Annotated in this window: 22 protein-coding genes; 12 read left to right on the top strand and 10 right to left on the bottom strand. The window is 53.5% G+C overall.

All coding sequences use genetic code 11. The features are described from left to right. Positions 1-2: 2 nt before the first annotated feature. On the bottom strand, positions 3-1,562 hold the full coding sequence (murJ, locus tag FCS97_RS13440) for a murein biosynthesis integral membrane protein MurJ (protein ID WP_138518950.1): 1,560 nt from the start codon (positions 1,560-1,562) through the stop codon (positions 3-5). Between the two features lie 77 nt (positions 1,563-1,639). Here murJ and rpsT point away from each other — a divergent pair, with 77 nt between their 5' ends. Beyond that, on the top strand, positions 1,640-1,906 hold the full coding sequence (rpsT, locus tag FCS97_RS13435) for a 30S ribosomal protein S20 (RefSeq protein ID WP_105029612.1): 267 nt from the start codon (positions 1,640-1,642) through the stop codon (positions 1,904-1,906). A 105-nt stretch (positions 1,907-2,011) separates the two neighbouring features. Here rpsT and FCS97_RS13430 read toward each other — a convergent pair whose 3' ends face one another. The 5 genes from FCS97_RS13430 to xseB all read right to left on the bottom strand — a co-directional run bounded on the left by FCS97_RS13430 (position 2,012) and on the right by xseB (position 6,351). Then, entirely contained in the window at positions 2,012-2,335 is a 324-nt protein-coding gene (locus tag FCS97_RS13430) for a DUF3579 domain-containing protein (RefSeq protein WP_138518949.1), read from the bottom strand. 102 nt (positions 2,336-2,437) lie between these two features. Then, a complete protein-coding gene (gene folE2 / locus FCS97_RS13425) occupies positions 2,438-3,268 on the bottom strand; it encodes a GTP cyclohydrolase FolE2 (RefSeq protein ID WP_138518948.1) in 831 nt (276 codons plus the stop codon). A 7-nt stretch (positions 3,269-3,275) separates the two neighbouring features. Then, positions 3,276-5,198, bottom strand: a complete 1,923-nt coding sequence (gene dxs / locus FCS97_RS13420) for a 1-deoxy-D-xylulose-5-phosphate synthase (RefSeq protein WP_138518947.1) — start codon at positions 5,196-5,198, stop codon at positions 3,276-3,278. After that, positions 5,192-6,094 carry a polyprenyl synthetase family protein gene (locus FCS97_RS13415; protein WP_138518946.1) on the bottom strand — a complete coding sequence of 301 codons (903 nt, stop codon included), beginning with the start codon at positions 6,092-6,094 and terminating at the stop codon, positions 5,192-5,194. Before FCS97_RS13415 ends, dxs begins: the two co-directional genes overlap by 7 nt. Beyond that, positions 6,091-6,351, bottom strand: coding sequence for an exodeoxyribonuclease VII small subunit (gene xseB / locus FCS97_RS13410; RefSeq protein WP_138518945.1), 261 nt, complete (start codon positions 6,349-6,351; stop codon positions 6,091-6,093). The genes FCS97_RS13415 and xseB overlap by 4 nt, the downstream gene beginning before the upstream one ends. Before the next feature lie 183 nt (positions 6,352-6,534). On the opposite strand from xseB, the gene FCS97_RS13405 reads away from it, so the two are divergent. The 3 genes from FCS97_RS13405 to FCS97_RS13395 all read left to right on the top strand — a co-directional run bounded on the left by FCS97_RS13405 (position 6,535) and on the right by FCS97_RS13395 (position 9,464). Further along, positions 6,535-7,671: an aromatic ring-hydroxylating oxygenase subunit alpha gene (locus FCS97_RS13405; RefSeq protein ID WP_425460750.1), complete on the top strand. Its 1,137-nt coding sequence runs from the start codon at positions 6,535-6,537 to the stop codon at positions 7,669-7,671. Between the two features lie 105 nt (positions 7,672-7,776). Next, positions 7,777-8,553, top strand: a complete 777-nt coding sequence (locus FCS97_RS13400; protein ID WP_138518943.1) for a GntR family transcriptional regulator — start codon at positions 7,777-7,779, stop codon at positions 8,551-8,553. 41 nt (positions 8,554-8,594) lie between these two features. Beyond that, positions 8,595-9,464, top strand: coding sequence for a DMT family transporter (locus tag FCS97_RS13395; RefSeq protein ID WP_138518942.1), 870 nt, complete (start codon positions 8,595-8,597; stop codon positions 9,462-9,464). Between the two features lie 5 nt (positions 9,465-9,469). Here the strand turns inward: FCS97_RS13395 and FCS97_RS13390 are convergent, their stop codons facing one another. The 3 genes from FCS97_RS13390 to polA are packed head-to-tail and all read right to left on the bottom strand — an operon-like array spanning position 9,470 to position 13,981. Continuing rightward, the gene (locus tag FCS97_RS13390) at positions 9,470-10,255 is read right to left on the bottom strand and encodes a ZIP family metal transporter (protein WP_138518941.1); all 786 of its coding nucleotides are present in this window, start codon (positions 10,253-10,255) and stop codon (positions 9,470-9,472) included. Positions 10,256-10,273: 18 nt separating this feature from the next. Continuing rightward, positions 10,274-11,179 carry a dienelactone hydrolase family protein gene (locus FCS97_RS13385; protein ID WP_138518940.1) on the bottom strand — a complete coding sequence of 302 codons (906 nt, stop codon included), beginning with the start codon at positions 11,177-11,179 and terminating at the stop codon, positions 10,274-10,276. 18 nt (positions 11,180-11,197) lie between these two features. Beyond that, the gene (polA, locus tag FCS97_RS13380) at positions 11,198-13,981 is read right to left on the bottom strand and encodes a DNA polymerase I (RefSeq protein ID WP_138518939.1); all 2,784 of its coding nucleotides are present in this window, start codon (positions 13,979-13,981) and stop codon (positions 11,198-11,200) included. Between polA and FCS97_RS13375 the strand changes: the two genes are divergently transcribed. The 3 genes from FCS97_RS13375 to FCS97_RS13365 are packed head-to-tail and all read left to right on the top strand — an operon-like array spanning position 13,982 to position 16,562. Beyond that, on the top strand, positions 13,982-14,719 hold the full coding sequence (locus FCS97_RS13375; protein ID WP_138518938.1) for an LOG family protein: 738 nt from the start codon (positions 13,982-13,984) through the stop codon (positions 14,717-14,719). Positions 14,720-14,776: 57 nt separating this feature from the next. After that, complete coding sequence (locus FCS97_RS13370; RefSeq protein ID WP_138518937.1) at positions 14,777-15,766, top strand: homoserine kinase; 990 nt, start codon at positions 14,777-14,779, stop codon at positions 15,764-15,766. 1 nt (position 15,767) lies between these two features. Next, entirely contained in the window at positions 15,768-16,562 is a 795-nt protein-coding gene (locus tag FCS97_RS13365; protein WP_138518936.1) for a BPSS1780 family membrane protein, read from the top strand. A gap of 535 nt (positions 16,563-17,097) precedes the next feature. Here the strand turns inward: FCS97_RS13365 and FCS97_RS13360 are convergent. Then, positions 17,098-19,329 (bottom strand): UvrD-helicase domain-containing protein, encoded by a 2,232-nt coding sequence (locus FCS97_RS13360; RefSeq protein ID WP_138518935.1) that lies wholly within the window; start codon positions 19,327-19,329, stop codon positions 17,098-17,100. Between the two features lie 164 nt (positions 19,330-19,493). Here FCS97_RS13360 and leuS point away from each other — a divergent pair, with 164 nt between their 5' ends. From leuS to FCS97_RS13335, 5 genes are read left to right on the top strand one after another with little or no spacing between them, the layout of a single operon-like run. Then, positions 19,494-22,139: a leucine--tRNA ligase gene (gene leuS, locus FCS97_RS13355; RefSeq protein WP_138518934.1), complete on the top strand. Its 2,646-nt coding sequence runs from the start codon at positions 19,494-19,496 to the stop codon at positions 22,137-22,139. Positions 22,140-22,167: 28 nt separating this feature from the next. Beyond that, positions 22,168-22,686, top strand: coding sequence for an LPS-assembly lipoprotein LptE (locus FCS97_RS13350; RefSeq protein WP_138518933.1), 519 nt, complete (start codon positions 22,168-22,170; stop codon positions 22,684-22,686). Next, positions 22,683-23,723, top strand: coding sequence for a DNA polymerase III subunit delta (gene holA, locus FCS97_RS13345; RefSeq protein ID WP_138518932.1), 1,041 nt, complete (start codon positions 22,683-22,685; stop codon positions 23,721-23,723). Before FCS97_RS13350 ends, holA begins: the two co-directional genes overlap by 4 nt. 36 nt (positions 23,724-23,759) lie before the next feature. Then, the gene (locus FCS97_RS13340) at positions 23,760-25,016 is read left to right on the top strand and encodes a glutamate-5-semialdehyde dehydrogenase (protein ID WP_138518931.1); all 1,257 of its coding nucleotides are present in this window, start codon (positions 23,760-23,762) and stop codon (positions 25,014-25,016) included. A 27-nt stretch (positions 25,017-25,043) separates the two neighbouring features. Next, positions 25,044-25,475, top strand: a complete 432-nt coding sequence (locus FCS97_RS13335) for a CopD family protein (RefSeq protein WP_138518930.1) — start codon at positions 25,044-25,046, stop codon at positions 25,473-25,475. Positions 25,476-25,492: the final 17 nt, after the last annotated feature.

Raw genomic sequence — 25,492 nt, 5'->3', positions numbered from 1 at the left:
GCTCACGCAGCAGGCTTGCGAATCAAGCGTTTCGGGTTTAATCCCATTGCAGCGAGCACTGCAAAGTAAAGCACACCACACACCCCAATTACGCCAAGCACAGCACCCACACGCACAAGCGGGGTGGAAGCCATACCCAGCCAGTCAAACTGCTGATTCATGAACCACAGGGCGATGCCCATGGCCATTGCAGCCACCGACACCTTGACGAAATAAAGCCCCCACCCGCTTGAAGGCGTGTACAAGCCACGCCTGCGAAGGCCCCAATACAACACAGTGGCGTTGAGCACTGCGCCTGCACTGATGCTCAGCGGCAAACCGGCATGGCCCAACCAAGGCACCGTAAACACGTTCATCAACTGAGTAGCCAACACAACCAGTATCCCGATTTTCACTGGGGTACGAATGTCTTGCTTGGCATAAAAACCGGGGGCCAGAATTTTGACCAAGACCAAGCCCGCCAGCCCCAGGCTGTAGGCAATCACGGCCTGGCTGGTCATCGCGACGTCATTGGCATCAAAGCGCCCATAGTGAAACAGCAAGGCCACCAAGGCATCCGAAAACAAACCCATGCCCACGGCAGCAGGCAAAACCAGCACCACCGTCAAACGCAAGCCCCAGTCCATCAAACGTGAATACTCTTCATGGCTGCGTGTGGCCGCAGCAGAAAGTGAGGGCAGCAACACAGTACCCAAGGCCACGCCGAGCAAAGCGGTGGGAAATTCCATCAAGCGATCCCCATACGAGATCCAGGACACACTGCCCTGCTCCAAGTGCGACGCAATATTGGTGTTGATGATCAAGCTGATCTGCGCCACCGACACAGCAAGCGTTGCTGGCACCATGTTCTTCAACACGCGACGAACCCTTTCATCCGCCCAAGCGGCTTTGATTGCACCCAGACCTGCAAACGGATTGATCCAGCAATCGGTTCGGGCCAGGCCGTACCAAAGCACAGCAACCTGCAGCAAACCACCCACCATCACGGCAATGGCAAACGCTTTCACAGCCTGATCAAAATAAGGTGCCAAAAGCAATGCACCAGCAATAAAACTGATGTTCAGCAGCACAGGGGCAAAAGCGGGTAATGCAAATGAGCGAAAGGTATTCAACAAGCCCGAGGCCAGGGCCACCATGGATATGAGAAGAATGTAGGGAAACATCCACTGCGTGAGCAGCACAGTCAACTCAAACTGCTCACTGCCCCGCTCAAGCCCGCTGGCCATGCCCACGACGACCCAACTGCCGCCCAGCACGCCCGCTACAACAATGAGCAACAGGGCAAGAAACAAGAGAGAACTGACTCGCCGGGCCAGATCAACAGCCGCTGACTTGCCCTCGGTGGCATTGGTCTGGGACAAAATGGGAATGAAGGCCTGCGAAAAAGCGCCTTCTGCAAAAAGGCGACGCAAGAGGTTGGGAATTCGAAAGGCGATAAAAAAAGCGTCCGATTCAGCCCCCGCCCCCAAGAGGCGCGCGGTGATTGTCTCTCGGATAAGTCCTGTTATCCGGGAAAGCATGGTCATTGCACTGACCGCAGCGGCCGATTTCAATAAATTCATATAGTGATTGTGAAAGGGCTAGTATTTTGTTAAAATTGCGGGTTTTCGAATTCTACACCCCTTGGAGCCTCAGCAATATGGCCAACTCAGCACAGGCGCGCAAGCGCGCAAAACAAGCCGCCAAAGCGAATGCGCACAATTCAGCCATTCGCTCAGCGATGAGAACCGCAGTGAAAAAAGTACGCGCTGCTGTTGAAGCAGGCGACAAAGCAGCCGCACAGGCAGTTTATCGCGAAACAACAAGCATTCTGGACCGCGTGGCAGACAAAGACCTGATCCACAAGAACAAAGCTTCACGCAACAAGTCACGCTTGTCAGCACTTGTAAAAGGCATGGCCGCTTAAATTTGCGACCGCGAAAGCCACACCGGCTTTTTGCTTCACGACCAGTACGCTTCACATGAAAAAGCCCCTTGATTGAAAGGGGCTTTTTGTGTTGTCTTCGCCAAACTACTCTGGATCGGGTAGCAAACAGGCATCGAGTAATTGCAAATCGTTGTCTCTTGCAAAATTCAATACAAACGTCATGGCCATGGGTTCAATGTCGCGCAAGCGCTCATCGATCACCACGCACTTCACGTTGTTCATCAAAATGGGTTTGGCGTAGGGGCTGTAGGCCAGGTGTTGCTGGCTTTGCTGGCGACCGGGCGGGCGGTAACAGGACAACACGCCACAAAGGCGCTCTGCCCAGTCTGAAGGACGAAAAGGCCGTCCGCCTGACGTGAGGCCTAGAATAAAGAATTCCTTGGGCTTGACCTTGGGTGGTTCAGCCATAACCGAATAGCTCCTGAGGTGTACTCGCACCCCGACATGTAATTTTGTGTGTATTGTCGGGGTTGATTCTTACAGCGTGCTGAAGAACCGGCGGGTGCTGACTTAAGCTCGATCGATACGAGCGTAGGCTGAGTGGTTGTGAATGGATTCGAAGTTTTCAGCTTCCACTGTGTACTGACCCACTTGCGAGAACTTGTTCATGGCAATGGCCACATCACGCACCAAATCTTCAACAAACTTGGGGTTGTCATAAGCACGCTCTGTCACGTACTTTTCATCTGGGCGCTTGAGCAAACCATACAGTTCACAAGAAGCCTGCTGCTCGATTGCGGAAATGAACTGCGCAATGTCAACGTCTTCCTTCAACTGTACGCGGGCAGTCACATGTGAACGCTGGTTGTGCGCGCCGTATTCCGAAATTTTCTTGGAACAGGGGCACAGGCTGGTCACAGGCACAACGACTGTCAAATAGATGTCTTGCCCTGCCTCAGTGGCAGAGCCCTCAAGGGTCAACTGGTAATCCATCAGGCTGGAAACACCGCTGATTGGGGCCACCTTGGACAAAAAGTAAGGCAGTTCCATTTTAATGCGACCCGAGGGTGCATCCAGGCGCTGCAGCATTTCCACCAGCATGGCGCGGAAACCGCTGACTGTCAGCACATTGCCTTGGGCTTCTTCAAGCAGGGCGATGAAACGAGACATGTGCGTGCCTTTTTGATCGGCAGGCAGAAACACGGTCATTTCGAACTCGGCCACGGAGGGCATCGGCTTTTGGCCTTGAAGCTCAATCAGAACTGGATATTTGACAGAACGAATACCCACCGATTGGATTGCAATGTGGCGGGTGTCGATGGTGCTTTGGACATCGGGAATGGCCTGGTCAATTGAGTTGGTGGCCACGGCATTCTCCAAGCCTTTGTCACGTGTATTCATAACTTCCTCATGTGTTCGCGGCGCGCCCTGCTACATGGCGCACCACATTGGTGTGGCGATCAAAGAGCTCGCCATAGTGCTGCTTGATGGACGTTTCTATGCCTTGGGCGTCCAGTCCAAGATTCTTGAGCAGGAGAGCGGGGTCTCCGTGGTCGATGAATTCATCGGGCAAGCCGAGTTGCAAAACTGCGTTGTTAAAGCCTTGGGCGTGCAAATGTTCAGTCACTGCCGAACCGGCGCCACCCATGATACAGCCCTCTTCGACAGTCACAAAGCTGTAGCGCTGCTCAGCAAACCGTTGTAACAATTCTGCATCAATTGGCTTGACCCAGCGCATGTCTACCACGGTGGCACCCAGCGCGCGGCCAGCCTCAAGGCTTGGTTCACACATGGAGCCAAATGCCAAAATTACAAGTTTATGTTCAGATTCATCGGGCGAATAACGCACAATTGCCTTGCCAATTTCGAGCGCATCGAGAGATTCGTCGGCCACAACACCAGGCCCCATGCCGCGCGGGTAGCGTACCGAGGCGCAACCGGGGTAATGGTAAGCCGTTGTCAGCAGTTTGCGGCATTCATCTTCGTTCGAGGGCGCTGCGATCACCATATTGGGAATACAGCGCAGGTAAGCAATGTCGTAATTACCGGCATGCGTGGCACCATCGGCACCCACCAGACCAGCGCGATCCAGCGCAAAGGTGACATCCAGGTTTTGCAAGGCCACGTCGTGAATCAGTTGGTCGTAGGCACGCTGCAAGAAGGTGGAATAAATGGCCACCACGGGCTTCATGCCTTCGCAGGCCAAACCAGCCGCAAAGGTGACTGCGTGTTGCTCGGCAATGCCCACGTCAAAATATCGCGACGGGAAACGGCGCTCGAACTCAACCATGCCGGAACCTTCACGCATGGCCGGGGTAATGCCCACCAGTTTGCGATCGGATTGCGCCATGTCGCACAGCCATTTGCCAAAAACTTGGGTGTAGGTGGGTGGCTTGGGCGTGGTCGATTTTTGAATGCCAATGCTGGGATCAAATTTGCCGGGGCCGTGGTAAAGCACTGGGTCTTGCTCGGCCAGCTTGTAGCCTGCGCCCTTCTTGGTAATGACATGCAGGAAAATCGGGCCTTTCATGGCGCGCAGGTTCTGCAAGGTTGGCACCAAGGCGTCCAGATCATGACCGTCAATCGGGCCGTAGTAGTTAAAACCAAACTCTTCGAACAGGGTGGCCGGGCTCATCATGCCCTTCACGTGTTCTTCAAGCCGGTGCGCCAGTTCATACAAGGGTGGGGCCACGCCCAAAATGCCCTTGCCCACTTCTTTCACGTTGTTCAACATGCGACCCGACAACAACTTGGCCAGGTACTTGTTCAGTGCACCCACGGGCGGGGAAATCGACATGTCGTTGTCGTTCAGGATGACCAGCAAATCGATGTCTGGGGTAACACCCGCGTTGTTCAGGGCCTCGAAGGCCATGCCTGCGGTCATGGAGCCGTCGCCGATCACAGCGATGTGCTTGCGGTTCACACCCAAGTTACGGGAGGCCACCGCCATGCCCAAGGCGGCCGAGATGGAAGTGCTGGAGTGCGCCGTACCAAAAGCATCGTATTCAGATTCCGAACGCTTCGGGAAGCCAGAGATTCCGCCGTATTGGCGCAAACCAGGCATGGCTTCGCGCCGCCCAGTCAAAATTTTGTGCGGGTAAGTTTGGTGGCCTACGTCCCACACCACCCGGTCGTTTGGCGTGTTGAACACATAATGCAAGGCCACGGTTAATTCGACTGTGCCCAGGTTGGATGACAAATGCCCGCCGGTTTTGGCGACTTGCTCGACAATGTAATTGCGCAACTCGTCGGCCAGCTTCGGGAGCTGGTTTTCGGACAGTCGCCGCAAGTCTGCGGGGCAATCAATTTTTTTCAGCAGATCGGTCATGATTTCCGGTTTGTAATCAGTTCTACAAGGGTTTCCAGCGGAGCACGGTGTGGCGCAGCAATCACCTCACAGGCGGTGAAGGCCTGATCCCGAAGCTGGGCCAAAAGCGCTTTTGCTTCGCCCAAGCCCATCAAACTCACCATGGTGGGCTTGTTGTTCAGTGCATCTTTGCCCGATGTTTTACCGAGCACCTCGCTGGTGGACTCCACGTCTAATATGTCGTCTATTACCTGATATGCCAAGCCCAAACAATGGGCATAGGCCTCTAATCCATTCTTTTCAACGGCTGTAATGCCGGGATTGCTGACATACCCCATGCGAACCGAGGCTTTGATCAAATCGCCTGTTTTTCGCGCATGCATATTGGCAAGCGACTGCAAATCCATGGGTTTGCCCACATGCGCCAGGTCGATGGCCTGCCCGGCAGCCATGCCTTGCAAACCAGCTGCGCTGGCCAAGGCCGCAATTTGCTGCATGCGAACCTGCACACTGCCCTGGCTTGATTCAGCCAGCCACTGAAACGCGGCAGTTTGCAGCGCGTCACCTGCTAGCAAGGCAAAAGCCTCGCCAAATTTCACGTGACAGGTCGGTTTGCCACGGCGAAGCACATCGTTGTCCATGCTGGGCAAATCGTCGTGCACCAGGGAATAGGCATGCATGGCCTCGATGGCACAGGCCGCATCGCTTAACTGACTGGTGGCAGTTTGCACCGCATGGCCCACTGCAAACACCAGCATGGCGCGCAAGCGTTTGCCGCCATCCAGCAAGGCATACTCCATCGCGTCATTCAGCTCGCTGGAGGGACCTTTGGACTGATTGAGTTTCTCAGACAATACCGCCTCGAAACCCGCGCGGGTCTCATCAAACCAGTTCAAATGAATGGGTTGGGCGAAATTCACTGCTCACCTTCTTCCGCGGGTTTGTTCAAGGTTTGTTCAATCTCGGTCACCTCTTTGCGAACCTGGCTCAAGCGGTCCCTACAATACTTCACCAGGTAAGCACCCCGTTTGTAATCGGTCAACAATTGATCCAAGCCCAGATTCTGGGAATCCATGGTATCGACCAATGCCTCCAGTTCGGCCACCGCTTCTTCGAAAGAGGCCGGCACGGCGTGGTCGGATTGTGCAGTTGCTGTTTTTGATTTGCTTGGGCTCATTGTGCTGCTGTGCGTGATGCAAAGTCCTCCATTTTACTGCGAGTTTGCCCAAAGGCGAAAAGTCTTTGGCCGGAATGCAGACTAAAGGGTACAATCCCACTTTCTCTTTTTGTTCAACAGGTTAATTTGCATCAGTGTCGATCAGGGACACTGCTGGAGGAGGTCCCCGGGATCATGTCCGATTTGAGTGATTTGTCCAAAGTGTCACATGCTGTGACACAGTCAAGTTTGCAGCCCCATGTTTCAGCGTATTTCGATGAACATGTTTTGAAGGATGAAATCCAACTACTCTATCGAGACGGACCGGGTTACGTCGGCCACGCCAATTGGGTGCCCGAGCGCGGCGACTGGAGGTCACTTCCGTGGGAAGGCGATGGTCGCATTCTGGTGAACAATGGCTCTGAAATCGAGCTTTTGTCCAATGTATGTCGCCACCGTCAAGCCATCATGCTCAAAGGCCATGGCAATTCCAGCAATATTGTTTGTCCGCTTCACCGCTGGACCTATGATTTGAAAGGCGAGTTGCTGGGCGCGCCCCATTTTGCGCAGCAACCTTGCACCAAGCTGCAGTCCTACCCGCTTCAAAACTGGCGTGGCCTGCTGTTTAATTCCGGTCGCAATGTGCTGGATGAATTGAAAAACGTGCCCTTTCTTGAGGAAATCGATTTTTCAAATTTTCAGCTTGATTCCGTAAAAACCAATGTGTTGCCTTACAACTGGAAAACCTTCATTGAGGTTTATCTGGAGGACTACCACGTTGAACCCTTTCACCCTGGCCTGGGCCAATTTGTCAGCTGCTCCGATTTGCAGTGGTATTACGGGGACAACTGGAGCGTGCAATCCGTTGGTGTGAAAGCGGGCCTGCGTCGCCCTGGCACGCCGGTTTATCGCCAGTGGCACGACGCTGTGAAGAAGTTCAGCAACGGCGTTGAACCCAAGTACGGCGCAATCTGGTTTTGCATGTACCCCAACATCATGGTGGAGTGGTACCCGCATGTGCTGGTTGTTTCAACACTGCACCCAAAAGGTTCTCAGGAAACGCTGAACGTGGTTGAGTTTTACTACCCCGAGGAAATTCGTCTGTTTGAACGGGAATTTGTAGAGGCAGAACAGGCCGCCTACATGGAGACCGCTGTTGAAGACGACGAAATTGCTGAACGGATGGACGAAGGCCGCAAAGTGTTGATGGAACGTGGGGAACATGACGCCGGCCCCTACCAAAGCCCGATGGAAGACGGTATGGCGCATTTTCACGCCTGGTATGGCGCGCAAATGAACCCTACCCACCAACAATCGGGGAAACTGAAAAAAACCTTCTGACAGGCAAAACCGCGCATCGTCAAAATCAATATCGCGATTTCTATTTTTGTTTAATCTTTTTCTGGTACATTGATTGGACAAAAATAAAACTCTGGATATATTTAAATGATGCGTGGCTCCAATTCTTTGGACGGGCCCGTTGTACGTAGTGGCGGCCCCGCCTACCAGCAAATCAGTGAAGTGCTCACCCTGGAAATTTTCAGACAAATCTGGAAAGTGGGTGAGCCGTTGCCCAATGAAAAAAAACTTTCAGATCGCTTCAAGGTGTCAATTGGCACCATTCGCCGTGCAATCGAAGCCTTGGAGAGATCAGGACTGGTCACAAAAATGCAGGGCCTGGGTACTTTTGTCACCCAAAAGGCCCTTCCCTCCCCGGTGTACGATCGTGCAGATCCCTTCAAGCTGAACGACCATTGGGCCACTGAATATGCAGGCACTGAGGTAAAAACCGAGTTAATCAGCCTGGAAAGCATTCAGGCCAACACCGAAGAATCTCGAGCGTTGGGCGTTGCCTTGGGCGATGCGATCTGGTTGATTGAAGTTCGACACATGCTGCATACACAACTGATTGCCTATGAGCAGTTGTGCCTTTCAAAGAAAGTTTTTCCCAAACTGAGCATTGAAATGCTGCAGAAATCAGCGGGCAACCTGTACCGTTTGGCGTCCGAGGTTTTTCAAATGCGAATTGGTCAAATGACCGATGAAGTCTCGGTAACGTCGATGGAACCGAGAATCGCCAGCTTGTTCAACAAAATTCCGGATGCGCCCAGTTTGCGTGTATTTCGCATTACCCATTCGATGGACAACACGCCCTTGGAGAAGCGCGAGGTGTGGCTTGACCCCAGCTTTGCACACTACAAAGCAACGCCTGAATTGTCCTGAGCATCCGCTTAAGCCTGCAAGCCGAGCTACAATCAGCCCCCATGCAAGCACTCTGGATGTTAATGGCCTGTCTGTGTTTCGGCACCATGGGCCTGATGATCAAACTCGCCGGAACCCATGTCACACTGGGAGAAATTGTGCTGTTTCGCGGTGCAGTACCAGTGGTTGGAATCACCATATGGGCACTGATTCAAGGCCTTAGCCTCAAAAGCCCGGTGGCCATGCTGCACTTAAGGCGAAACATCGCGGGCATTATTGCCATGTGGTGCGGCTTTTATGCCACCACGCAATTGCCCCTGGCTACAGCCACCACACTGATGTACACCTCACCCCTGTTTATCGCCCTGATATTGTGGCTTTGGTTTGGACAATCCAGAAACTGGCTGGAACAACTGGCCATTGCCATTGGATTCGGTGGGGTTGTTGCCGTACTTCAACCCGTGATTGCAAGTGACCAGCTTTCAACAGCACTGATTGGCTTGGGTGCCGGCGCTGTGTCAGCGATCGCATACTTGCAGCTAAAAAGTCTGGGCCAAGCGAAAGAACCCGAGTGGCGTACCGTGCTGTATTTCGCGGGCACCGCTACAGTCACTTCCTTGCTGTATTTATTGGGTTTTGGCGAATTTGCTGTGTTCAGCTCGACCGGTTCCGGGTGGCCACTTTTGTGGTTATTGGCCTTGGGATTTTTTGGTGGCGCTGGCAATCTGGCGCTGACACGCTCATTTGGAAGTGGCTCAACATGGCTTTCAGCAGCGTTGCAATACTGCACCATCCTGGTTTCCACGTTTTATGGCATCACGGTGCTGGGCGACATTCCGAGCAGCACCACCTGGATTGGTGTGCTGTTGATTATTGCCTGCGGAGGAATTTCCTCTTATGCAACCCACAAGCGCAAGCTGAGCAAGGTTTAGCCTGCTCAGTGATGGTGATGCAGTATTTCAGCCAGCAAAGCAACCAAGGTAACGCCACCACCAATGCACATTAATTGCACAAGGCTTTCCTTGATTTTCACGCGCTGCTGCATTTGGGGAATAAGGTCGGCAACCGCAACATAAATGAAGCTGGCTGCGGCAAACACCAAGGCGTAAGGCAACAAGGCTTGCAGTTCTGTAAACAGGGTGTAGCCCAGACCGGCGCCCAGCACAGCGGCCAAACCAGCCACCGACATGAGTTGCAAAGCCTTTTTGCGCGCGATACCCGCATTCACCAACACCAGGTAATCGCCGGTTTGCTGAGGAATTTCATGCAACACCACACTCAGCGTGGTGACCAAACCCAACTCAAAATCAACCAAAAACGCACTGGCTACCAACAAACCATCGGCGAAGTTGTGTATTGAATCACCCACCACAATCAACAATCCACCTCGCCTTGCCTCCCGTTTGTCGAAACCGTGGTGGTGGTCATGCCCATCATGCTCATGGTGGTGGCTGTGGCGAAAAATCGAAAACTTTTCCAGCACAAAGAAAAACAGCAAACCCGCCAACAACAGGGCAAACAGGTTGTGATGATCCATCCCCTTGTCCAGCGCCTCTGGCAGCAAATGCAAAAGCGATGCACCAAGCAACACGCCTGCCGACACACTCACCATGGGCTCGAGTGAGCGGGCGATGTGTCGGGCAGTTAACAGGGCGGATGCAAAAATGGCCAAGGCCGTGCCCAAGGCAGCGGCCAGGAGAACAAGCGGTAAACTGGATTGCACGATTGATTGGGTCCGAGATTAGATCAGGTTCTTGCCCCGCAAGAACTCAAGCGCCTGATTGTACGCCTGTTTCGCCGCAGTGGAATTGTAGGTGGGGCGATAATCGGCGTGGAAACCATGCTGAACCTTGTCAAACACAGTGATGCTGCTGGCCTTGGCGAACGGATTGGCCTGGGCCGCAGCCAGGGCGTTTCGCATTTGTTCAACCGTGTCCAGCGGAATGGAGCTGTCCTCTGAACCATACAAACCCAATACAGGGGCCTTCAATTGGGCCGCCACATCCACCGGGTGTGTGGGCGTTAATTCTGTTTTTGCCCCCACCAGGCGGCCGTACCAGGCCACGCCTGCTTTCACGGCTGGCTGGTGAGCCGCGTACAACCAGGTGATTCGCCCACCCCAGCAAAAGCCAGTCACTGCGAGCTTCTCGATATCCGCACCCTCAGTGCCTGCGAATTCCACACACTTGTCCAGATCAGCCATCACCTGTTTGTCGTCCATTTTTGAAATGACGTTTTCCAGAATGGCGGCCACCGTGGCATATTGCCCGGGCTCGGAATGTCGAAAGAAGATTTCAGGCGACAAAGCATAGAACCCGGCTTGCGCAAAGCGCCTGCAAACGTCCTCAATGTATGCATGCACTCCAAAAATTTCGGGCACCACCAAAATTAAAGGTGCGTTTTTTTTGCCCTTCGGGTAAGCGCGGTAAGCAAACATGTCGTCATCGCCCACATCCACGAACACACGGCCTTCTTCAAGACCGTCACTTGATGTGGTGATGGCTTGGGCCAACACCGGAGAAGCCGCAACGGCGAAACCTCCCACCGTAAACCCCTTCAGAAGCATGCGACGGCTCATGGGCAACTTTCCGCCGCCAGTCAATGCTTCAAGATGTTCCTGATGTTCTGTTTTTTTGGTGTCGCTCATGCCTTCTCTCCTGCTGTTTTAGTGGGCTTCTTCCCAATTGTTGCCAACGCCACAACCCACTTCCAGCGGGACTCGCAACTTGGCTACCTGAGTCATGATTTCAGGAACACGTTTCTGGATCAATTCGAGTTCACCCTTGGGTACTTCAAAAATAACTTCATCGTGTACCTGCATGATCATCTTCGTTTGCAATTTTTCTGCCTTCAACCATGCCGACAATTCAACCATGGCCATTTTGATCAGGTCCGCAGAGGTACCCTGCATGGGCGCATTAATCGCAGCCCGCTCGGCACCTGCCCTGCGCGGGCCATTCGGGCTTTTGATTTCAGGCAGCCACAACCTGCGGCCAAACACGGTTTGCACAAAACCGTCTTCTTTGGCCTGTGCACGGACATTGTCCATGAACTTCGCCACACCGGGATATCGGGCAAAGTAGCGGTCGATGTACAGCTTGGCCGCCTCGCGGGTAATGCCCAGGTTGCCAGCCAAACCGAATGCACTCATGCCATAAATAAGGCCAAAGTTGATTACCTTGGCAGTTCTGCGATGGTCGGATGTCACCTCGTTCAAACCCACACCAAAAATTTCAGACGCGGTGGCACTGTGAATATCCAGCCCCTCGTTGAAGGCGTGAATCAGCGCCTCATCGCCTGAAATGTGCGCCATGATGCGCAACTCAATTTGAGAATAGTCAGCAGACACCAACACACAACCGGGCGCGGCAATGAATGCTTCTCGAACCCGACGCCCCTCAGCGGTGCGCACGGGAATGTTTTGCAAGTTGGGATCATTGCTGGCCAAACGGCCTGTAACAGCCACCGCCTGCGCGTAATTGGTGTGCACGCGCCCTGTGCGTGCATTCACCATGCGGGGCAGTTTGTCGGTGTACGTGCTTTTCAATTTGGCCAGTGACCGGTGTTCAAGCAGTTTGGCAGGCAAGGGATAATCGTCAGCGAGTTTGCTGAGCACTTCTTCATCCGTAGAAGGCGCACCACTGGCTGTTTTTTTCACCACGGGCAAACCGAGTTTGTCGAACAACAACTCTCCAATTTGTTTGGGTGAGTTCAGGTTGAAACTGCCGCCCGCGAGTTCAAACGCCTGTTCCTCGATCAGCTTCAACTTGTCGGCAATTTCCGCGCTTTGGGCCTCAAGCTTGTCGGAATCGATCAACACGCCATTGCGCTCTACTTCAAACAACACTTGTCCGAAAGGCAGTTCAACATCGCGATACAACTTGGCGAGCTCTGGCACTTTGTCCAGTTCAGCCCTTAAGGTGTGGGCCAGACGAAGCGTTACTTCGGCGTCTTCAGCAGCGTATTTCGTGGCGGTGTCAATGGGCACCTGGTCAAATGTAATTTGGCTTGCGCCCTTGCCCGCCACTTCTTCGTACTTGATGGTGTTGTAGTTCAACCAGCGCAGGGCCAAGGCGTCCATGCCATGCGGCTTGTGTGCTTCCAGAATGTAACTGGCCAGCATGGTGTCCTCGAACAGGCCTTTCACCCACACATCATGATTGGCTAGCACATGCAAATCGTATTTGGCATTTTGGGCAATTTTGGGTGAAGCATCATCTTCAAACCAGGGTTTCAAAAACGCCAACACATCGGCCAACGGCAATTGCGGCTCAGCGGTCAAGTCTTGGTGCGTCAATGGCACGTAATAGCCCACGCCCGGCTTCACTGAAAAGGAAAGACCCACAATGCGCGCGTTCATGGGCTCCAGCGAATCGGTTTCAGTGTCAAAAGCAACCGGCGTTTTGCTGGCCGCAGCGGCCTTTAATTCTGCGAGCAAAGAATCCAGCTGTGCCTGCGTTTGCACACACACTGTCTCAATTGAATCAACCGCCTGTGTGGGCGCATCAAACAGACTCATGGAACTGCCATCGGGCGGACCTTCGACTTTCGGTTTAGCGGCCACTTCATCTTCAGCAACACCGCCCAGCGCTCGAAACCAGGTTTTGAACTCAAAACGTTGGAACAACTGCTTCAACATATCCTTGTTTTCAGGATTTGCTTTCAGTTGCTCCTCGATGTGGCGGCGTAACTCGAATTCACAGTCAGTTTTGATGGTGACCAGACTTTTGCCGGTGGGTAACCACTCCAGCGCTTTTTGCAAGTTCTCGCCCACCTTGCCGCCAATTTTGTCGGCATTGGCCACCACGCCATCCAGCGTTTTGTATTCTGCCAGCCACTTTGCTGCAGTTTTTGGCCCCACTTTTTCCACACCAGGCACATTGTCCACGGTGTCGCCCACCAAGGTCAGGTAATCCACAATTTGCTCGGGATACACGCCGAACTTTTCAAATACAGCATCACGGGTCATCACCGCATTTTTCATGGTGTCGACCAGGCGAACTTTGTCGTTCACCAACTGCGCCATGTCTTTGTCGCCTGTGGACACAATCACCTCATCGAAACCCTGCTCCAGCGCAACTTGTGCCAGGGTGCCGATCACATCGTCAGCCTCAATTCCCGGCTCCATCACAATGGGCCAACCCATGGCGCGGGTCACGTCATGTATGTGGGGAATCTGGGCAGCGAGGTCTTCCGGCATGCTGGCCCTGTTCGCTTTGTATTCGGGGTAAATGTCGTCGCGAAAGGTTTTGCCCGGCGCATCGAACACACAGGCGATACAATTGGAAGTGATATCGTCAGTGTTGTAATCTGCACGCAGGCGTCGAAGCATGTTGACCATGCCATAAATGGCACCAGTGGGCTCGCCAGCGCGGTTGCGCAAATCGGGCATGGCATGAAAGGCACGGTACAGGTAGCTCGACCCATCAACCAGGAGTAATCGCTTCATATGACAACCAAAAATAAGAATATTCCGACATTGCGCCACCTTCCCTCCAAAGAGCAATCCACCGCAGTGAAGGCCCGAGAGTCGTGGCATGTGTTGGGAATTATGGCAGAGTTCATTGAGGCGACCGAGAAGCTGTCGGCAATTCGCCCTTCGGTGTCCATTTTTGGCAGCGCCCGAACACCTGCGGACCACCCCTACTACGCGCTTACCGAGAACATTGCCCGCGCATTGTCTGATTCAGGCTTCGCGGTGATTAGCGGCGGTGGCCCCGGCATTATGGAAGCTGCCAACAAAGGGGCCTATGCGGGCGAATCGCCCAGCGTCGGGTTGAATATTGAACTGCCCTTTGAACAAAGCGGTAACGCCTATCAAGACATCTCGCTCACGTTTCGCCACTTTTTTGCCCGCAAGGTGGCTTTTGCAAAATACGCCAGTGCCTATGTGGTGATGCCGGGTGGCTTTGGAACGCTCGACGAGATGTTTGAAGCGCTCACGCTGATTCAAACCAACAAGGGGCGACGTATTCCGATCATTTTGGTGGGCTCAAAGTTTTGGGCAGGCCTGATTGACTGGGTTAAAAGCCATTTGTTGGGCGAAGGCATGATCAGCCCGGGCGACATGGACCTGTTTGAAATCGTCGAAACCCCGGAAGAAGTTCTGAAGTGCATATTCCACTTCTACGAAAAACGCACCTTCAACCCCTCAGACAGTGAAACAGAGAAGCTGCTGGACTTATAAAGCAGGGTTAAACACAGGTAAAATCCGGGGTGCTCACGACCCTACTCAGGACTTTGAATGGCTGTTTTTACACGCATTACCCAAACTGAACTGCAAGAATGGCTCCACGGCCGCGATTGTGGTGAATTGCTTTCCTTCGAAGGCATTGAGTCGGGCATTGAAAACACCAATTATTTTGTGAACACGAGCACAGGGCGGTTTGTACTCACCTTGTTTGAAAAGCTCAAGGCTGAAGACTTGCCGTTTTACCTGGGCCTGATGCAACACCTGGCGAAAAAAGGCCTCGCAGTGCCAGGGCCCATCCCAAACGCCAAAGGCGAGCTGTTTAACCCGCTGAACGGCAAACCTGCCACACTGGTGAATTGCCTGAGCGGAAAATCAGTGGACCGCCCCAACACTGCACAATGCGAACAAATAGGCCGTTTTTGCGCGCAAGCCCATTTGGCTGTAGCTGACTTTAAGGGCAACACCCCAAACCCACGTGGACTGGCCTGGATCGAAAGTGCCATGCACGAGCTGGAATCCCATTTACCTGACCAGGTTCGAGCGCTGTTGCACAACGAGGTCAACCACCAAAAGGCTGTTGCCGAACGCCACGCTTACAAAATGCTGCCCAAAGGCGCAGTTCATGCTGACCTTTTTCGGGACAACGCACTGATGAAGGGTGATGCGCTGGGTGGGGTAATCGATTTCTATTTTGCAGGCGTAGACACCTTCCTGTTTGACCTGGCGGTGACTGCGAACGATTGGTGTATCGATGTGTCCAACGACGGCCAAAGCCAGGGAGAACTTCAGCTTGACTCGCTTGCAGCCCTGTTAAAGGGTTATCAGGACATACGCCCATTGAACAACCACGAATGCGATTTGTGGCAGGACATGCTTCGAGCCGCCGGGCTGCGCTTCTGGACTTCACGCCTTTATGACTATTACATGCCGCGTGATGCTGAAGTGTTGAATGTCAAAGACCCCAAACATTTTGAGAGGATACTTGTGGCTCGACGCTCGGGAATTCCCGCGATACAACACCTTAATCTAGGAAGTGCATAAATTGGCCAACTACGTTCACACTTGCCCGCCCAGCGCCGGCTGGAATTGGCTGATGCAAGGCACTCAGCTTTTTCGCAGCAAGCCAGGAGAGATGTTTTTGTTCGGGAACACCTACCTGTTCATCATCCTGTTTGTGGGCATTCTGATTCCGTTTCTGGGTGCTGCAATTGTCGCGATGGCATCGCCTGCACTGGGTTTCGGCATCATGCTGGCTGGCAAAATGGGGCAAAAGGGTCTTCGGGTCAGCCCCAGCGTGTTGTTCAACGCATTCACGCAGGAACACAGACGTCACCTGAACTCCCTGATTATGCTGGGCGCTATTTACACCGCGGCATTTGCCTTGATCAAACTGTTTGCACACTTGGTATTGGGAGCTCAGCCAACAGTGTCAATGGAAGACCTGCAGAAAGCTGATCCTGCTGCTAACGCGGCTTTCATGGAATACATGGTTCTCTACATGATGTTTGTCGGTCTGGCCAGTATTCCTGTCTTGCTTGCATTCTGGTTTGCACCGGTGCTGGTCATTTGGCACAACATGAAACCCATGCAGGCCTTGTTTTCAAGCTGGGTTGCGGTTTGGCGCAACAAGGCCAGCTTCTTCATTTATGGCATGGGCTGGTTGGTTTTGGGCCTGGGTTTTTCATCGGTATTCGTGGTTATTTTCACGATGATGGGTTTGCCAGCAGCATTCGTGAGTGCCCTGAACATGATGTGTGTGGCTTTGGTAATGGCTGTCACACTTTGCACGTTCTACCCCACCTACCAAGCTGTGTTTGAGCACGGTCCAGCGGTGTGATGAGCTCATTCGGTTTGGGTTCCGCTTTCTCAACTGCTGGTTAAATGCCCAATCGGCTTGGATTTCAATCTCTCGCCTGAAAACCTGTCTATCCCTTGCTGAACCTCACGATGCCTGAGAACGACCCTCCTAAAAAGCGGGTCGGGCACGTTCTCTGTCGCCCATGCCGGGCGACACCGGCCCTGCTCGGCACGCAAGGGCAGGTTTTCTTGAAGGCGAGGCGATCGAAACACCGCCGCCGATTGGGCGTTGAACCCAGCGGTGATGCAGAGCTGAACTTGCAATGGGTCGCGCACGCGAGGTTTAAGCCAACTCGGCAGTGGGATTGCTTGGGACGCACTTCAAGAAAACCGCCCCGTTTGAGTTTAGTCGCAGCGTTCGGCGTTACGCCGACACCGAGACTCGGCCCGCCCTTTTGCCGAGCGAGGTGAGCAAGAATAAAGTCAAAAAGGGATCAAGCGGTTTTCAGTGCGGCACAAGTAACCCATGCCGAGTTGGCAAGAAACCACGGCGGTGCCTCTCCGCGTTCAACTCATCAATTCCGCTCAAGCTTCGCCAAACTCAGCATCAGCCACTTCATGCCCTGGCGACCAAAGTTGATTTGAATTCTTTGGTCATCACCCTCACCCTCATAAGCCACCACCACACCGCTACCGAACTTGGCATGCGCCACGCCAGTGCCAATGTCGTAAGGGCGTTTGGCAACCTTGTTGCTGTAGCCCATATTCAGGGTTTTGTTCTGCCCCCACACTTTGGAATCAAGTGCGTCCCAACCCTGGCTGGCAATGTGCGCGCGCTTGGGTGTTAACCACTTCAACACTTCCTCGGGCAATTCGTCCAGAAAGCGTGAGCGCAGGTGGTACCGAATTTGCCCATGCAGCATGCGTTGTTGTGCATGGCTTAAAAACAGCTGCTCCCGTGCGCGGGTAATGGCCACATACATCAAGCGGCGCTCTTCTTCCACGGCTTCCACACTGGTGCCGTCGCCACCTTCTACAGAATTGCCAATGCTGTTTTCATGTGGAAAAAGTCCTTCTTCCAGGCCAGTCACAAACACGCACTTGAATTCAAGCCCTTTGGCAGAGTGGGCTGTCATCAATTGAATGGCTTCCTGACCTGCCGCTGCCGCGTTGTCGCCCGCCTCAAGCGAGGCATGAGACAGAAAATCGGCCAGCGGCGTAATCAGCTTTTCCTCATCCACCATGGTGGCTGCGGCATCCTGGTAATACCCTTCTGCAATGGCAAAAGAGGCTGCCGCGTTCACCAATTCTTTCAGGTTTTCTACACGGTCTTCACCGTCTTTGTCGGCCTGAAAATGCGCCACCAAACCCGATTCATTGATTACCTTGTCCACCAAATCAGCAAGGCTTAGCCCTCGGGTCTCAAACCGCATACGCTCAATCAAATCTGCGAATTTTTTCAAACCGGCTTGTGCCCTACCTTCCATACGATGAATGGCGCGGTACAGCGAAGTACCCTGTGCTGTGGAAATGTCCTGAAGTTGCTCTACGCTGCGAGCACCGATTCCCCGTGCAGGAAAGTTCACAACACGTGAAAAAGAATTGTCGTCGTCCGCATTGTCCATCAAACGCAAGTAAGCCAGTGCATGCTTGATTTCCGCGCGCTCGAAGAATCGCAAACCACCATACACACGATACGGCATGCCGGCATTGAACAAAGCCTGTTCCACCACGCGTGATTGCGCATTGGAACGGTACAGAATTGCGATGTCCGAACGACTGTAACCCTCTTCCAGCACCAGCTTTTTGATTCGGTCGATGATGAAAGCCGCTTCATCCTGATCACTGGTGGCTTCATACACCCGGATTGCTTCACCCTCGCCAGCTTCGGTCCACAACTCCTTGCCCAAACGGGCCTTGTTGTGCGCAATCAGCACGTTGGCGGCTTTCAGTACATTGCCAACTGAACGGTAGTTTTGTTCAAGCTTGATGCGGTTTTGTACAGCAAAATCATTTTCAAACTGCACCATGTTCGCCACGCGTGCGCCGCGAAATGCGTAAATGGACTGGTCATCATCACCCACCGCGAAAATGCAGCCTTGTGGCCCAGCCAAACGCTTCAACCAGTTGTATTGCAAACTGTTGGTGTCTTGAAACTCGTCGACCAGAATGTATTTGAAGCGAGCCTGGTAATGTTCCCGCAGCGCCGGGTTGGCACCCAGCAACTCAAATGAACGCAACAACAGCTCTGCGAAATCCACGACACCTTCGCGCTGGCACTGGGCCTCGTAGGCTTCATACAGGCGCACCATCATTCGGTGGTATTCGTCATGCGCATCAACGTCTTTGGGACGCAAGCCCTGGTCTTTCGCAGAGCCGATAAAGTAGCTTAGTTGCTTGGGTGGAAATTTCTCAGCATCAATGCCCAACACTTTGTACATGCGCTTGATGGCCGACAGCTGGTCTTGCATGTCCAGAATTTGAAACGCCTGTGGCAAGCCAGCCTCTTTCCAGTGAGCCCGCAACATGCGGTTGCAAAGCCCGTGGAAAGTACCCACCCACATGCTGCGGGTGTTGATAGGCAACATGCTTGAAATGCGGTGAAGCATTTCCTTGGCCGCTTTGTTGGTAAACGTGACCGCCAACACACCGTTGGGCCCGACCTGCCCGGTTTGGATCAACCATGCAATTCTCGCAGTCAGCACCTTGGTTTTACCGCTGCCGGCCCCAGCCAGAATCAGTGCTGATTCACGGGGCAAGGTGACGGCTGCCAGTTGTTCAGGGTTCAGGCTATCAAGTAAAGACACGGCTTCTCACATCAAAAATGGGTTTTGCTGTTGATTTTAACAGTGATTGCCCCACCTGCCCTGCCCGTAAAAAACGAAAAAGCCCGATATAATGACCGATTGGCTTGCCGCACCCGGCATGGCCCCGCCCGCATTCAAAATTCACACCCAAGTTTCAACGCACCATGTTCGACAAATACGCCGCCCAAGACATTGAAAACGCCGTTCAAGGCCAATGGAAAGAATCGGACGCCTACAAAGCCGAAGCCTTCGCCAAAGACGCTAGCGGCAAGCTAAAGCCTAAGTATTACTGCGTTTCAATGCTGCCATATCCAAGCGGCAAGCTTCACATGGGCCATGTGCGCAATTACACCATCAACGACGTGATGATTCGCCAGAAACGCATGAAGGGCTACAACACCCTGATGCCCATGGGTTGGGACGCATTCGGCATGCCTGCCGAAAACGCTGCCATGGCCAACGGCAAACCGCCCGCCGCATGGACCTACAGCAACATCGACTACATGAAGAAGCAGATGGAATCGATGGGCCTGGCCATTGACTGGTCCAAGGAAGTGGCCACCTGCAAGCCCGATTACTACAAGTGGAACCAGTGGCTGTTTTTGAAAATGCTTGAAAAGGGCATTGTGTACAAAAAAACAGGCACGGTGAACTGGGATCCGATTGATCAAACCGTATTGGCCAATGAACAGGTGATCGACGGCAAAGGCTGGCGTTCAGGCGCTGTGGTCGAAAAGCGCGACATTCCCATGTACTACATGGCGATTACCGATTACGCCGATGTGCTGCTCGACGATTTGAACGGCTTGCAGTGGCCCGACCGCGTCAAAGTGATGCAGGAAAACTGGATTGGCAAATCCACAGGCGTGCGTTTTGCTTTTCCGCATGAAATCAAAAACGCTGCGGGTGAACTGGTTCAAGACGGCAAAATGTATGTGTTCACCACGCGTGCCGACACCATCATGGGCGTGACCTTCTGCGCTGTGGCCGCTGAACACCCGCTGGCCACACTGGCCGCTGAAAACAATCCTGAACTTCAAGCATTCATCGCTGAATGCAAGGCAGGCGGCGTGGCCGAGGCCGACATGGCCACCATGGAAAAGAAAGGCATGCCCACTGGCTTGAACGTAACCCACCCCCTGACCGGTGCAAGCGTGCCCGTGTGGGTGGGCAACTATGTGCTGATGAGCTACGGCGATGGCGCAGTGATGGGCGTGCCTGCACACGACGAACGCGATTTTGCATTCGCCTTGAAGTACGGCATTGCCATCAAGCAAGTGATTGGCGTGCAAGGCGAAGTATTCAACAACGCCGAGTGGGCCGAGTGGTACGGCGACAAAGAGCGCGGTGTTTGCGTGGCCAGCGGCCCGCTGGATGGTTTGAATTACTCCGCAGCTGTCGACAAGGTGGCCGAGCTTCTCGCATCCAAAGGCCTGGGTGAAAAACGCATTCAGTTCCGCCTGCGCGATTGGGGTATTTCGCGCCAGCGCTATTGGGGCACACCAATCCCAATGATTTATTGCGACACCTGCGGCGATGTACCCGTGCCAGAAGCAGACCTTCCTGTGGTGCTGCCAGAAGACCTGGTGCCGGATGGCAGCGGCAACCCGCTGGCCAAAAGTGCTGCATTCTACGAATGCAAATGCCCCAAGTGCGGCAGTTTGGCGCGCCGTGAAACCGACACCATGGACACCTTTGTGGATTCCAGCTGGTATTTCACCCGTTATGTTTGCAACGATGCAAACACCATGACAGATGAACGCAGCGATTACTGGATGCCCATGGACCAGTACATCGGCGGCATTGAACACGCCATTTTGCACCTGCTGTACAGCCGCTTCTGGACCAAGGTCATGAACGACCTGGGCCTGGTGAAATTCCGTGAACCTGCCACCGCCCTGCTCACCCAAGGCATGGTGCTGAACGACACCTATTTCACCGAAGAAGCCAACGGCAAAAAAACCTGGATCAATCCGGCCGATGTGGCTGTTGAATTCGACGACAAGGGCCGCCCGCTATCTGCCAAACTCAGCAGCACAGGCACCCCAGTGCACATTGGTGGCGTTGAGAAAATGTCGAAGTCCAAAAACAATGGCATCGACCCACAGGCGCTGATCGACCAGTACGGTGCCGACACAGCCCGCTTGTTCACCATGTTTGCTGCGCCGCCCGAGCAAAGCCTGGAGTGGAGCGATTCCGGCGTGGAGGGCGCACACCGCTTCCTGAAACGCTTGTATCAGTTGGCCTTGAATCAGCAAGAAGCAATCAAGGCGCAACCCGCCTTGAACCCAGCGGAATTGAGCAAGGCGGCACAAAACGCCCGTCGCGATGTGCATGAAATTTTGAAGCAAGCCAACTTCGATTACGACCGTCACCAATACAACACCGTGGTGTCTGCCGGCATGAAGATGCTGAACACACTGGATGCATTCGCAAGCGAAGCCAATGCGCCCGCCGACCAGGCAGTGCTGGCCGAAGGCCTGAGCATTCTGTTGCGCGTGCTGTACCCGATTGTGCCGCACATCACCTGCCACCTGTGGAGCAGCCTGAATTACAGCGCTGCGCACGGCGACCTGCTGGATGCGCCTTGGCCTGAGGTTGATGAAAAGGCGCTTGTACGTTCTGAACTCACATTGATGGTACAGGTGAACGGCAAACTGCGTGGCAGCATTGAAGTGCTTGCCGATGCCGACAAAGCCAGCATCGAGGCCTCCGCCTTGGCCAGTGAAGCCGCGCAAAAGTTCATGGAAGGCAAACCCGCGAAGAAAGTGATCGTGGTACCCGGCAAACTGGTCAACATCGTTGTTTAAGATCGACCTCAACTACAAGCGAGTCTTTATGAAACGGTTCATTCAAACCATTGCCCTGCTGGCTACTACACTGGCATTGACCGCTTGCGGCTTTCAGTTGCGTGGCCAGTACAACTTCGATTTTGAGAAAATCGAATTGCGCGGCATGGAAAATTCCGAAATGAATCGCAACATGGACTTGCAGCTTCAAATTCTGAACCTGAAAGTGAACCCACCTGAAGGTGCGCCCCTGAAGCTGAATTTGTTGGGTGAAACGCGAGACCGCAGCATTGTTACATTCAGTGCCACTGGTCGAGCCCGAGAAGTTCGCATTACCTACGAACTGCTCTACAGTGTGGTGGACAAAAACGGCGATTTCCTCATTGCCACCAGCCAGTTAAGCCAGCGCCGCGAACTGACCTACACCGACGATCAAATTCTGGGCAAGGAAGCCGAAGAAAACCAGCTTTATACCGAAATGCAGCGTGATATCGCTCGCCAAATTACCGGGCGACTCAGTGCACTGCAACTGGGCAATGCAAAAACCACTGGGCAAACCGCAAAGTGAAACAGATTGCGCTCGACACCTGGTTAAACGACGGCGCAAACATTGCCTTGCCACAACTGTTGTGCGTGTTTACCGACGAACCGCTTTTTGCGACCCAAGCCGCCGACCTGTATCGTCAGCGACTGAAAAAACAAACCGATTACCAGCGACAAATTGTTGAAGTAGACCGGCAATTTGATCCACAAGAATTCCTGTCGCTGTTTGCTGAAGCATCGTTGTTTGGCGACGTTTCACTGGTTGATTTGCGAATTAATCAACCCAAACTCAGCAAAGAAGCCGCAGAGGCCTTGGGTAAGGCAGCCCAATGGATTGCTGCGGGCGACACAGGGCATTACCTGCTGGTGAATGCCCCGAAGCTGAACAAGACCCAGGAAAAAAGCGCTGGGTTTGCCGAATTGCTGGCCAAAGGCACTGAAATAGCCTGCCGCCCAGTGGGTGCAGACGCGCTGCCAGGCTGGATAGCGCAAGCCGCAAAACGCAAAGGCGTGCAGTTAAGCCGCGAAACCTGCACATGGTTGGCCGAGAAAACCGAAGGCAACCTGTTGGTAGCCCATCAAACCATCGAAAAGCTGGCGCTGGAGCACCAAGGGGCAGTTGATATTGAACAGGTTCAAGGCATGGTTGCCAATTCTGCACGCTTTAATGTGTTCGATTTGGGTGGCAGCTTGCTGGCGGGCGATACCAAACGAATTACCCGAATGATGGAAGGGCTTGAAGCCGAGGGCGAAGCCCCCACCTTGGTACTTTGGGCTTTGCAGGAAGAAATTCGTGCCATTCGCGACACACAGCAGGCCATGCGGCGAGGAATGTCTTTGTCGGATGCCTGCCGACAAAATAGAATTTGGGGACAGCGGCAAAATCACATTGCTGCGGCCCTGAAACGCCACAACCCCGGCAGCCTTCAAAAACTGACCGCATGGTGTTATGCGGCCGAGAAAACCATCAAGGGCATGAAACAGGGCAACCCCTGGACCCTGTTTGAGATCATCGGTTTGGGCGTGGCGGGCATTGAACCGCCCGAATTGTGGAACAGTTGAATCAATCGTACCGAACATAAGTACCGAGCAAGCAATATGAGCATTGAAGAACAAATTTTGGCCATTGGCAAAAAAGCCCGCGCAGCCGCTGTTTACATGGCCAAGGCCAACACGCATGCCAAAAACACGGCGCTGCTTGAAACCGCCAGGCTGATTCGGGCGAACCAGGCAGCGCTGACCAAGGCCAACGAAGAAGACATGGCGCAGGCCAAAGCCAACGGCCTTGACGCAGCCTTGCTTGATCGCCTCGCATTGAGCGACAAGGCCATTGAAACCATGGCTGAAGGCCTGGAACAAATTGCCCAGCTGCCCGACCCGATTGGCGAGATGACTGACTTTAAAAACCGCCCCTCAGGTATTCAGGTAGGCAAAATGCGCGTTCCCTTGGGTGTCATCGGCATCATTTACGAAAGCCGCCCAAACGTGACCGTCGATGCTGCCGGTTTGTGCATCAAATCAGGCAACAGCACCATTTTGCGCGGTGGCTCAGAAGCATTCCGCTGCAACCAGGCTTTGGCTGCAATCGTGGCACAGGGTTTGGAGGCAGCAGGCTTGCCAGCTGAAGCCGTACAGGTGATCGACACCACCGACCGGGCTGCCGTCGGCACCTTGATCACCATGACCGAATACGTGGACGTGATCGTGCCACGCGGCGGCAAAGGCCTGATCGAACGAATTTCCCGCGACGCCAAGGTGCCCGTCATCAAGCACCTGGATGGTATTTGCCATGTGTTCATTGATGAGTCAGCAAACCTAACCCATGCGGTGAATATTGCCGAGAATGCGAAAACCCACCGCTACGGCACCTGCAACACCATGGAAACACTATTGGTTCACACCCATGTGGCCAAGCCCGCCTTGGCGGAACTTGCGCAGCGTTATGCGGCCAAAGGTGTAGAGCTTCGAGGCTGCAAGCGAACCATGGCTTTGTTACCTGCGGTGAAAGCGGCCACAGAGGAAGACTGGAACACCGAGTATTTGGCACCGATTTTGTCGATCAAAGTGGTCGACAGCCTTGACGAAGCGATTGCGCACATCAACCAGTACGGCTCGCACCACACCGACAGCATCGTGACTGAAAACCACAGCCACGCCATGCGCTTTGTTCGGGAAGTGGACTCGGCCTCGGTCATGGTGAATGCGTCGACTCGCTTTGCAGACGGATTCGAATATGGTTTGGGCGCTGAAATCGGTATTTCAACTGACAAAATTCACGCCCGCGGCCCGGTTGGGCTTGAAGGCCTGACCAGCCAAAAGTACGTGGTGTTTGGCCACGGCGAAACAAGAAACTAATTGATTCAAAACTCACTGGAGCAGTACATGGACGGTTACCTTTGGGTGAAAGCCTTTCACATTTTGTTTGTTGCATCCTGGTTTGCAGGTTTGTTTTACCTGCCCCGCATTTTCGTGAACCTGGCCATGGAAACCGAGCCCGCGGCCACGGCACGTTTGCTGGAAATGGCAAAAAAGCTGTACAAGTTCATGACGCTTTTGGCCATTCCAGCACTGCTGTTGGGCTTCGCGCTGGTGGGCGTGTACCAAATTGGTGTGGGTGGGCAAAGCGGTTGGTTGCACGCCAAAATTCTGATTGTGTTTGTCATCGCTGGCTACCACTACAGCTGTGGCCGCATTTTGCGCAAGTTTGAAGCAGGCCAAAACACACGCAGCCACAAGTATTACCGTTGGTTCAATGAAGTACCTGTGGTGCTCATGGCCATTGCCATCATTTTGGTGGTTGTTAAACCGTTCTAATTTTTTATAAAGCAATT

Source organism: Limnobacter alexandrii (assembly GCF_005871185.1).
Taxonomy (GTDB): domain Bacteria; phylum Pseudomonadota; class Gammaproteobacteria; order Burkholderiales; family Burkholderiaceae_B; genus Limnobacter; species Limnobacter alexandrii.
The sequence above is the reverse complement of the archived record's forward strand: the minus strand, read 5'-3'. Positions and strand labels throughout refer to the sequence as shown.

Bases quoted from the DNA above. Each gene is read 5' to 3' on its own strand.
- folE2 (WP_138518948.1), bottom strand. From the start codon at position 3,268: ATGAATACACGTGACAAAGGCTTGGAGAATGCCGTGGCCACCAACTCA.
- polA (WP_138518939.1), bottom strand. From the start codon at position 13,981: ATGAAGCGATTACTCCTGGTTGATGGGTCGAGCTACCTGTACCGTGCC.
- FCS97_RS13335 (WP_138518930.1), top strand. From the start codon at position 25,044: ATGGACGGTTACCTTTGGGTGAAAGCCTTTCACATTTTGTTTGTTGCA.
- FCS97_RS13395 (WP_138518942.1), top strand. From the start codon at position 8,595: ATGCAAGCACTCTGGATGTTAATGGCCTGTCTGTGTTTCGGCACCATG.
- FCS97_RS13370 (WP_138518937.1), top strand. From the start codon at position 14,777: ATGGCTGTTTTTACACGCATTACCCAAACTGAACTGCAAGAATGGCTC.
- rpsT (WP_105029612.1), top strand. From the start codon at position 1,640: ATGGCCAACTCAGCACAGGCGCGCAAGCGCGCAAAACAAGCCGCCAAA.
- leuS (WP_138518934.1), top strand. From the start codon at position 19,494: ATGTTCGACAAATACGCCGCCCAAGACATTGAAAACGCCGTTCAAGGC.
- FCS97_RS13430 (WP_138518949.1), bottom strand. From the start codon at position 2,335: ATGGCTGAACCACCCAAGGTCAAGCCCAAGGAATTCTTTATTCTAGGC.
- FCS97_RS13375 (WP_138518938.1), top strand. From the start codon at position 13,982: ATGACAACCAAAAATAAGAATATTCCGACATTGCGCCACCTTCCCTCC.
- FCS97_RS13340 (WP_138518931.1), top strand. From the start codon at position 23,760: ATGAGCATTGAAGAACAAATTTTGGCCATTGGCAAAAAAGCCCGCGCA.
- murJ (WP_138518950.1), bottom strand. From the start codon at position 1,562: ATGAATTTATTGAAATCGGCCGCTGCGGTCAGTGCAATGACCATGCTT.
- xseB (WP_138518945.1), bottom strand. From the start codon at position 6,351: ATGAGCCCAAGCAAATCAAAAACAGCAACTGCACAATCCGACCACGCC.
- FCS97_RS13385 (WP_138518940.1), bottom strand. From the start codon at position 11,179: ATGAGCGACACCAAAAAAACAGAACATCAGGAACATCTTGAAGCATTG.
- FCS97_RS13350 (WP_138518933.1), top strand. From the start codon at position 22,168: ATGAAACGGTTCATTCAAACCATTGCCCTGCTGGCTACTACACTGGCA.
- FCS97_RS13400 (WP_138518943.1), top strand. From the start codon at position 7,777: ATGATGCGTGGCTCCAATTCTTTGGACGGGCCCGTTGTACGTAGTGGC.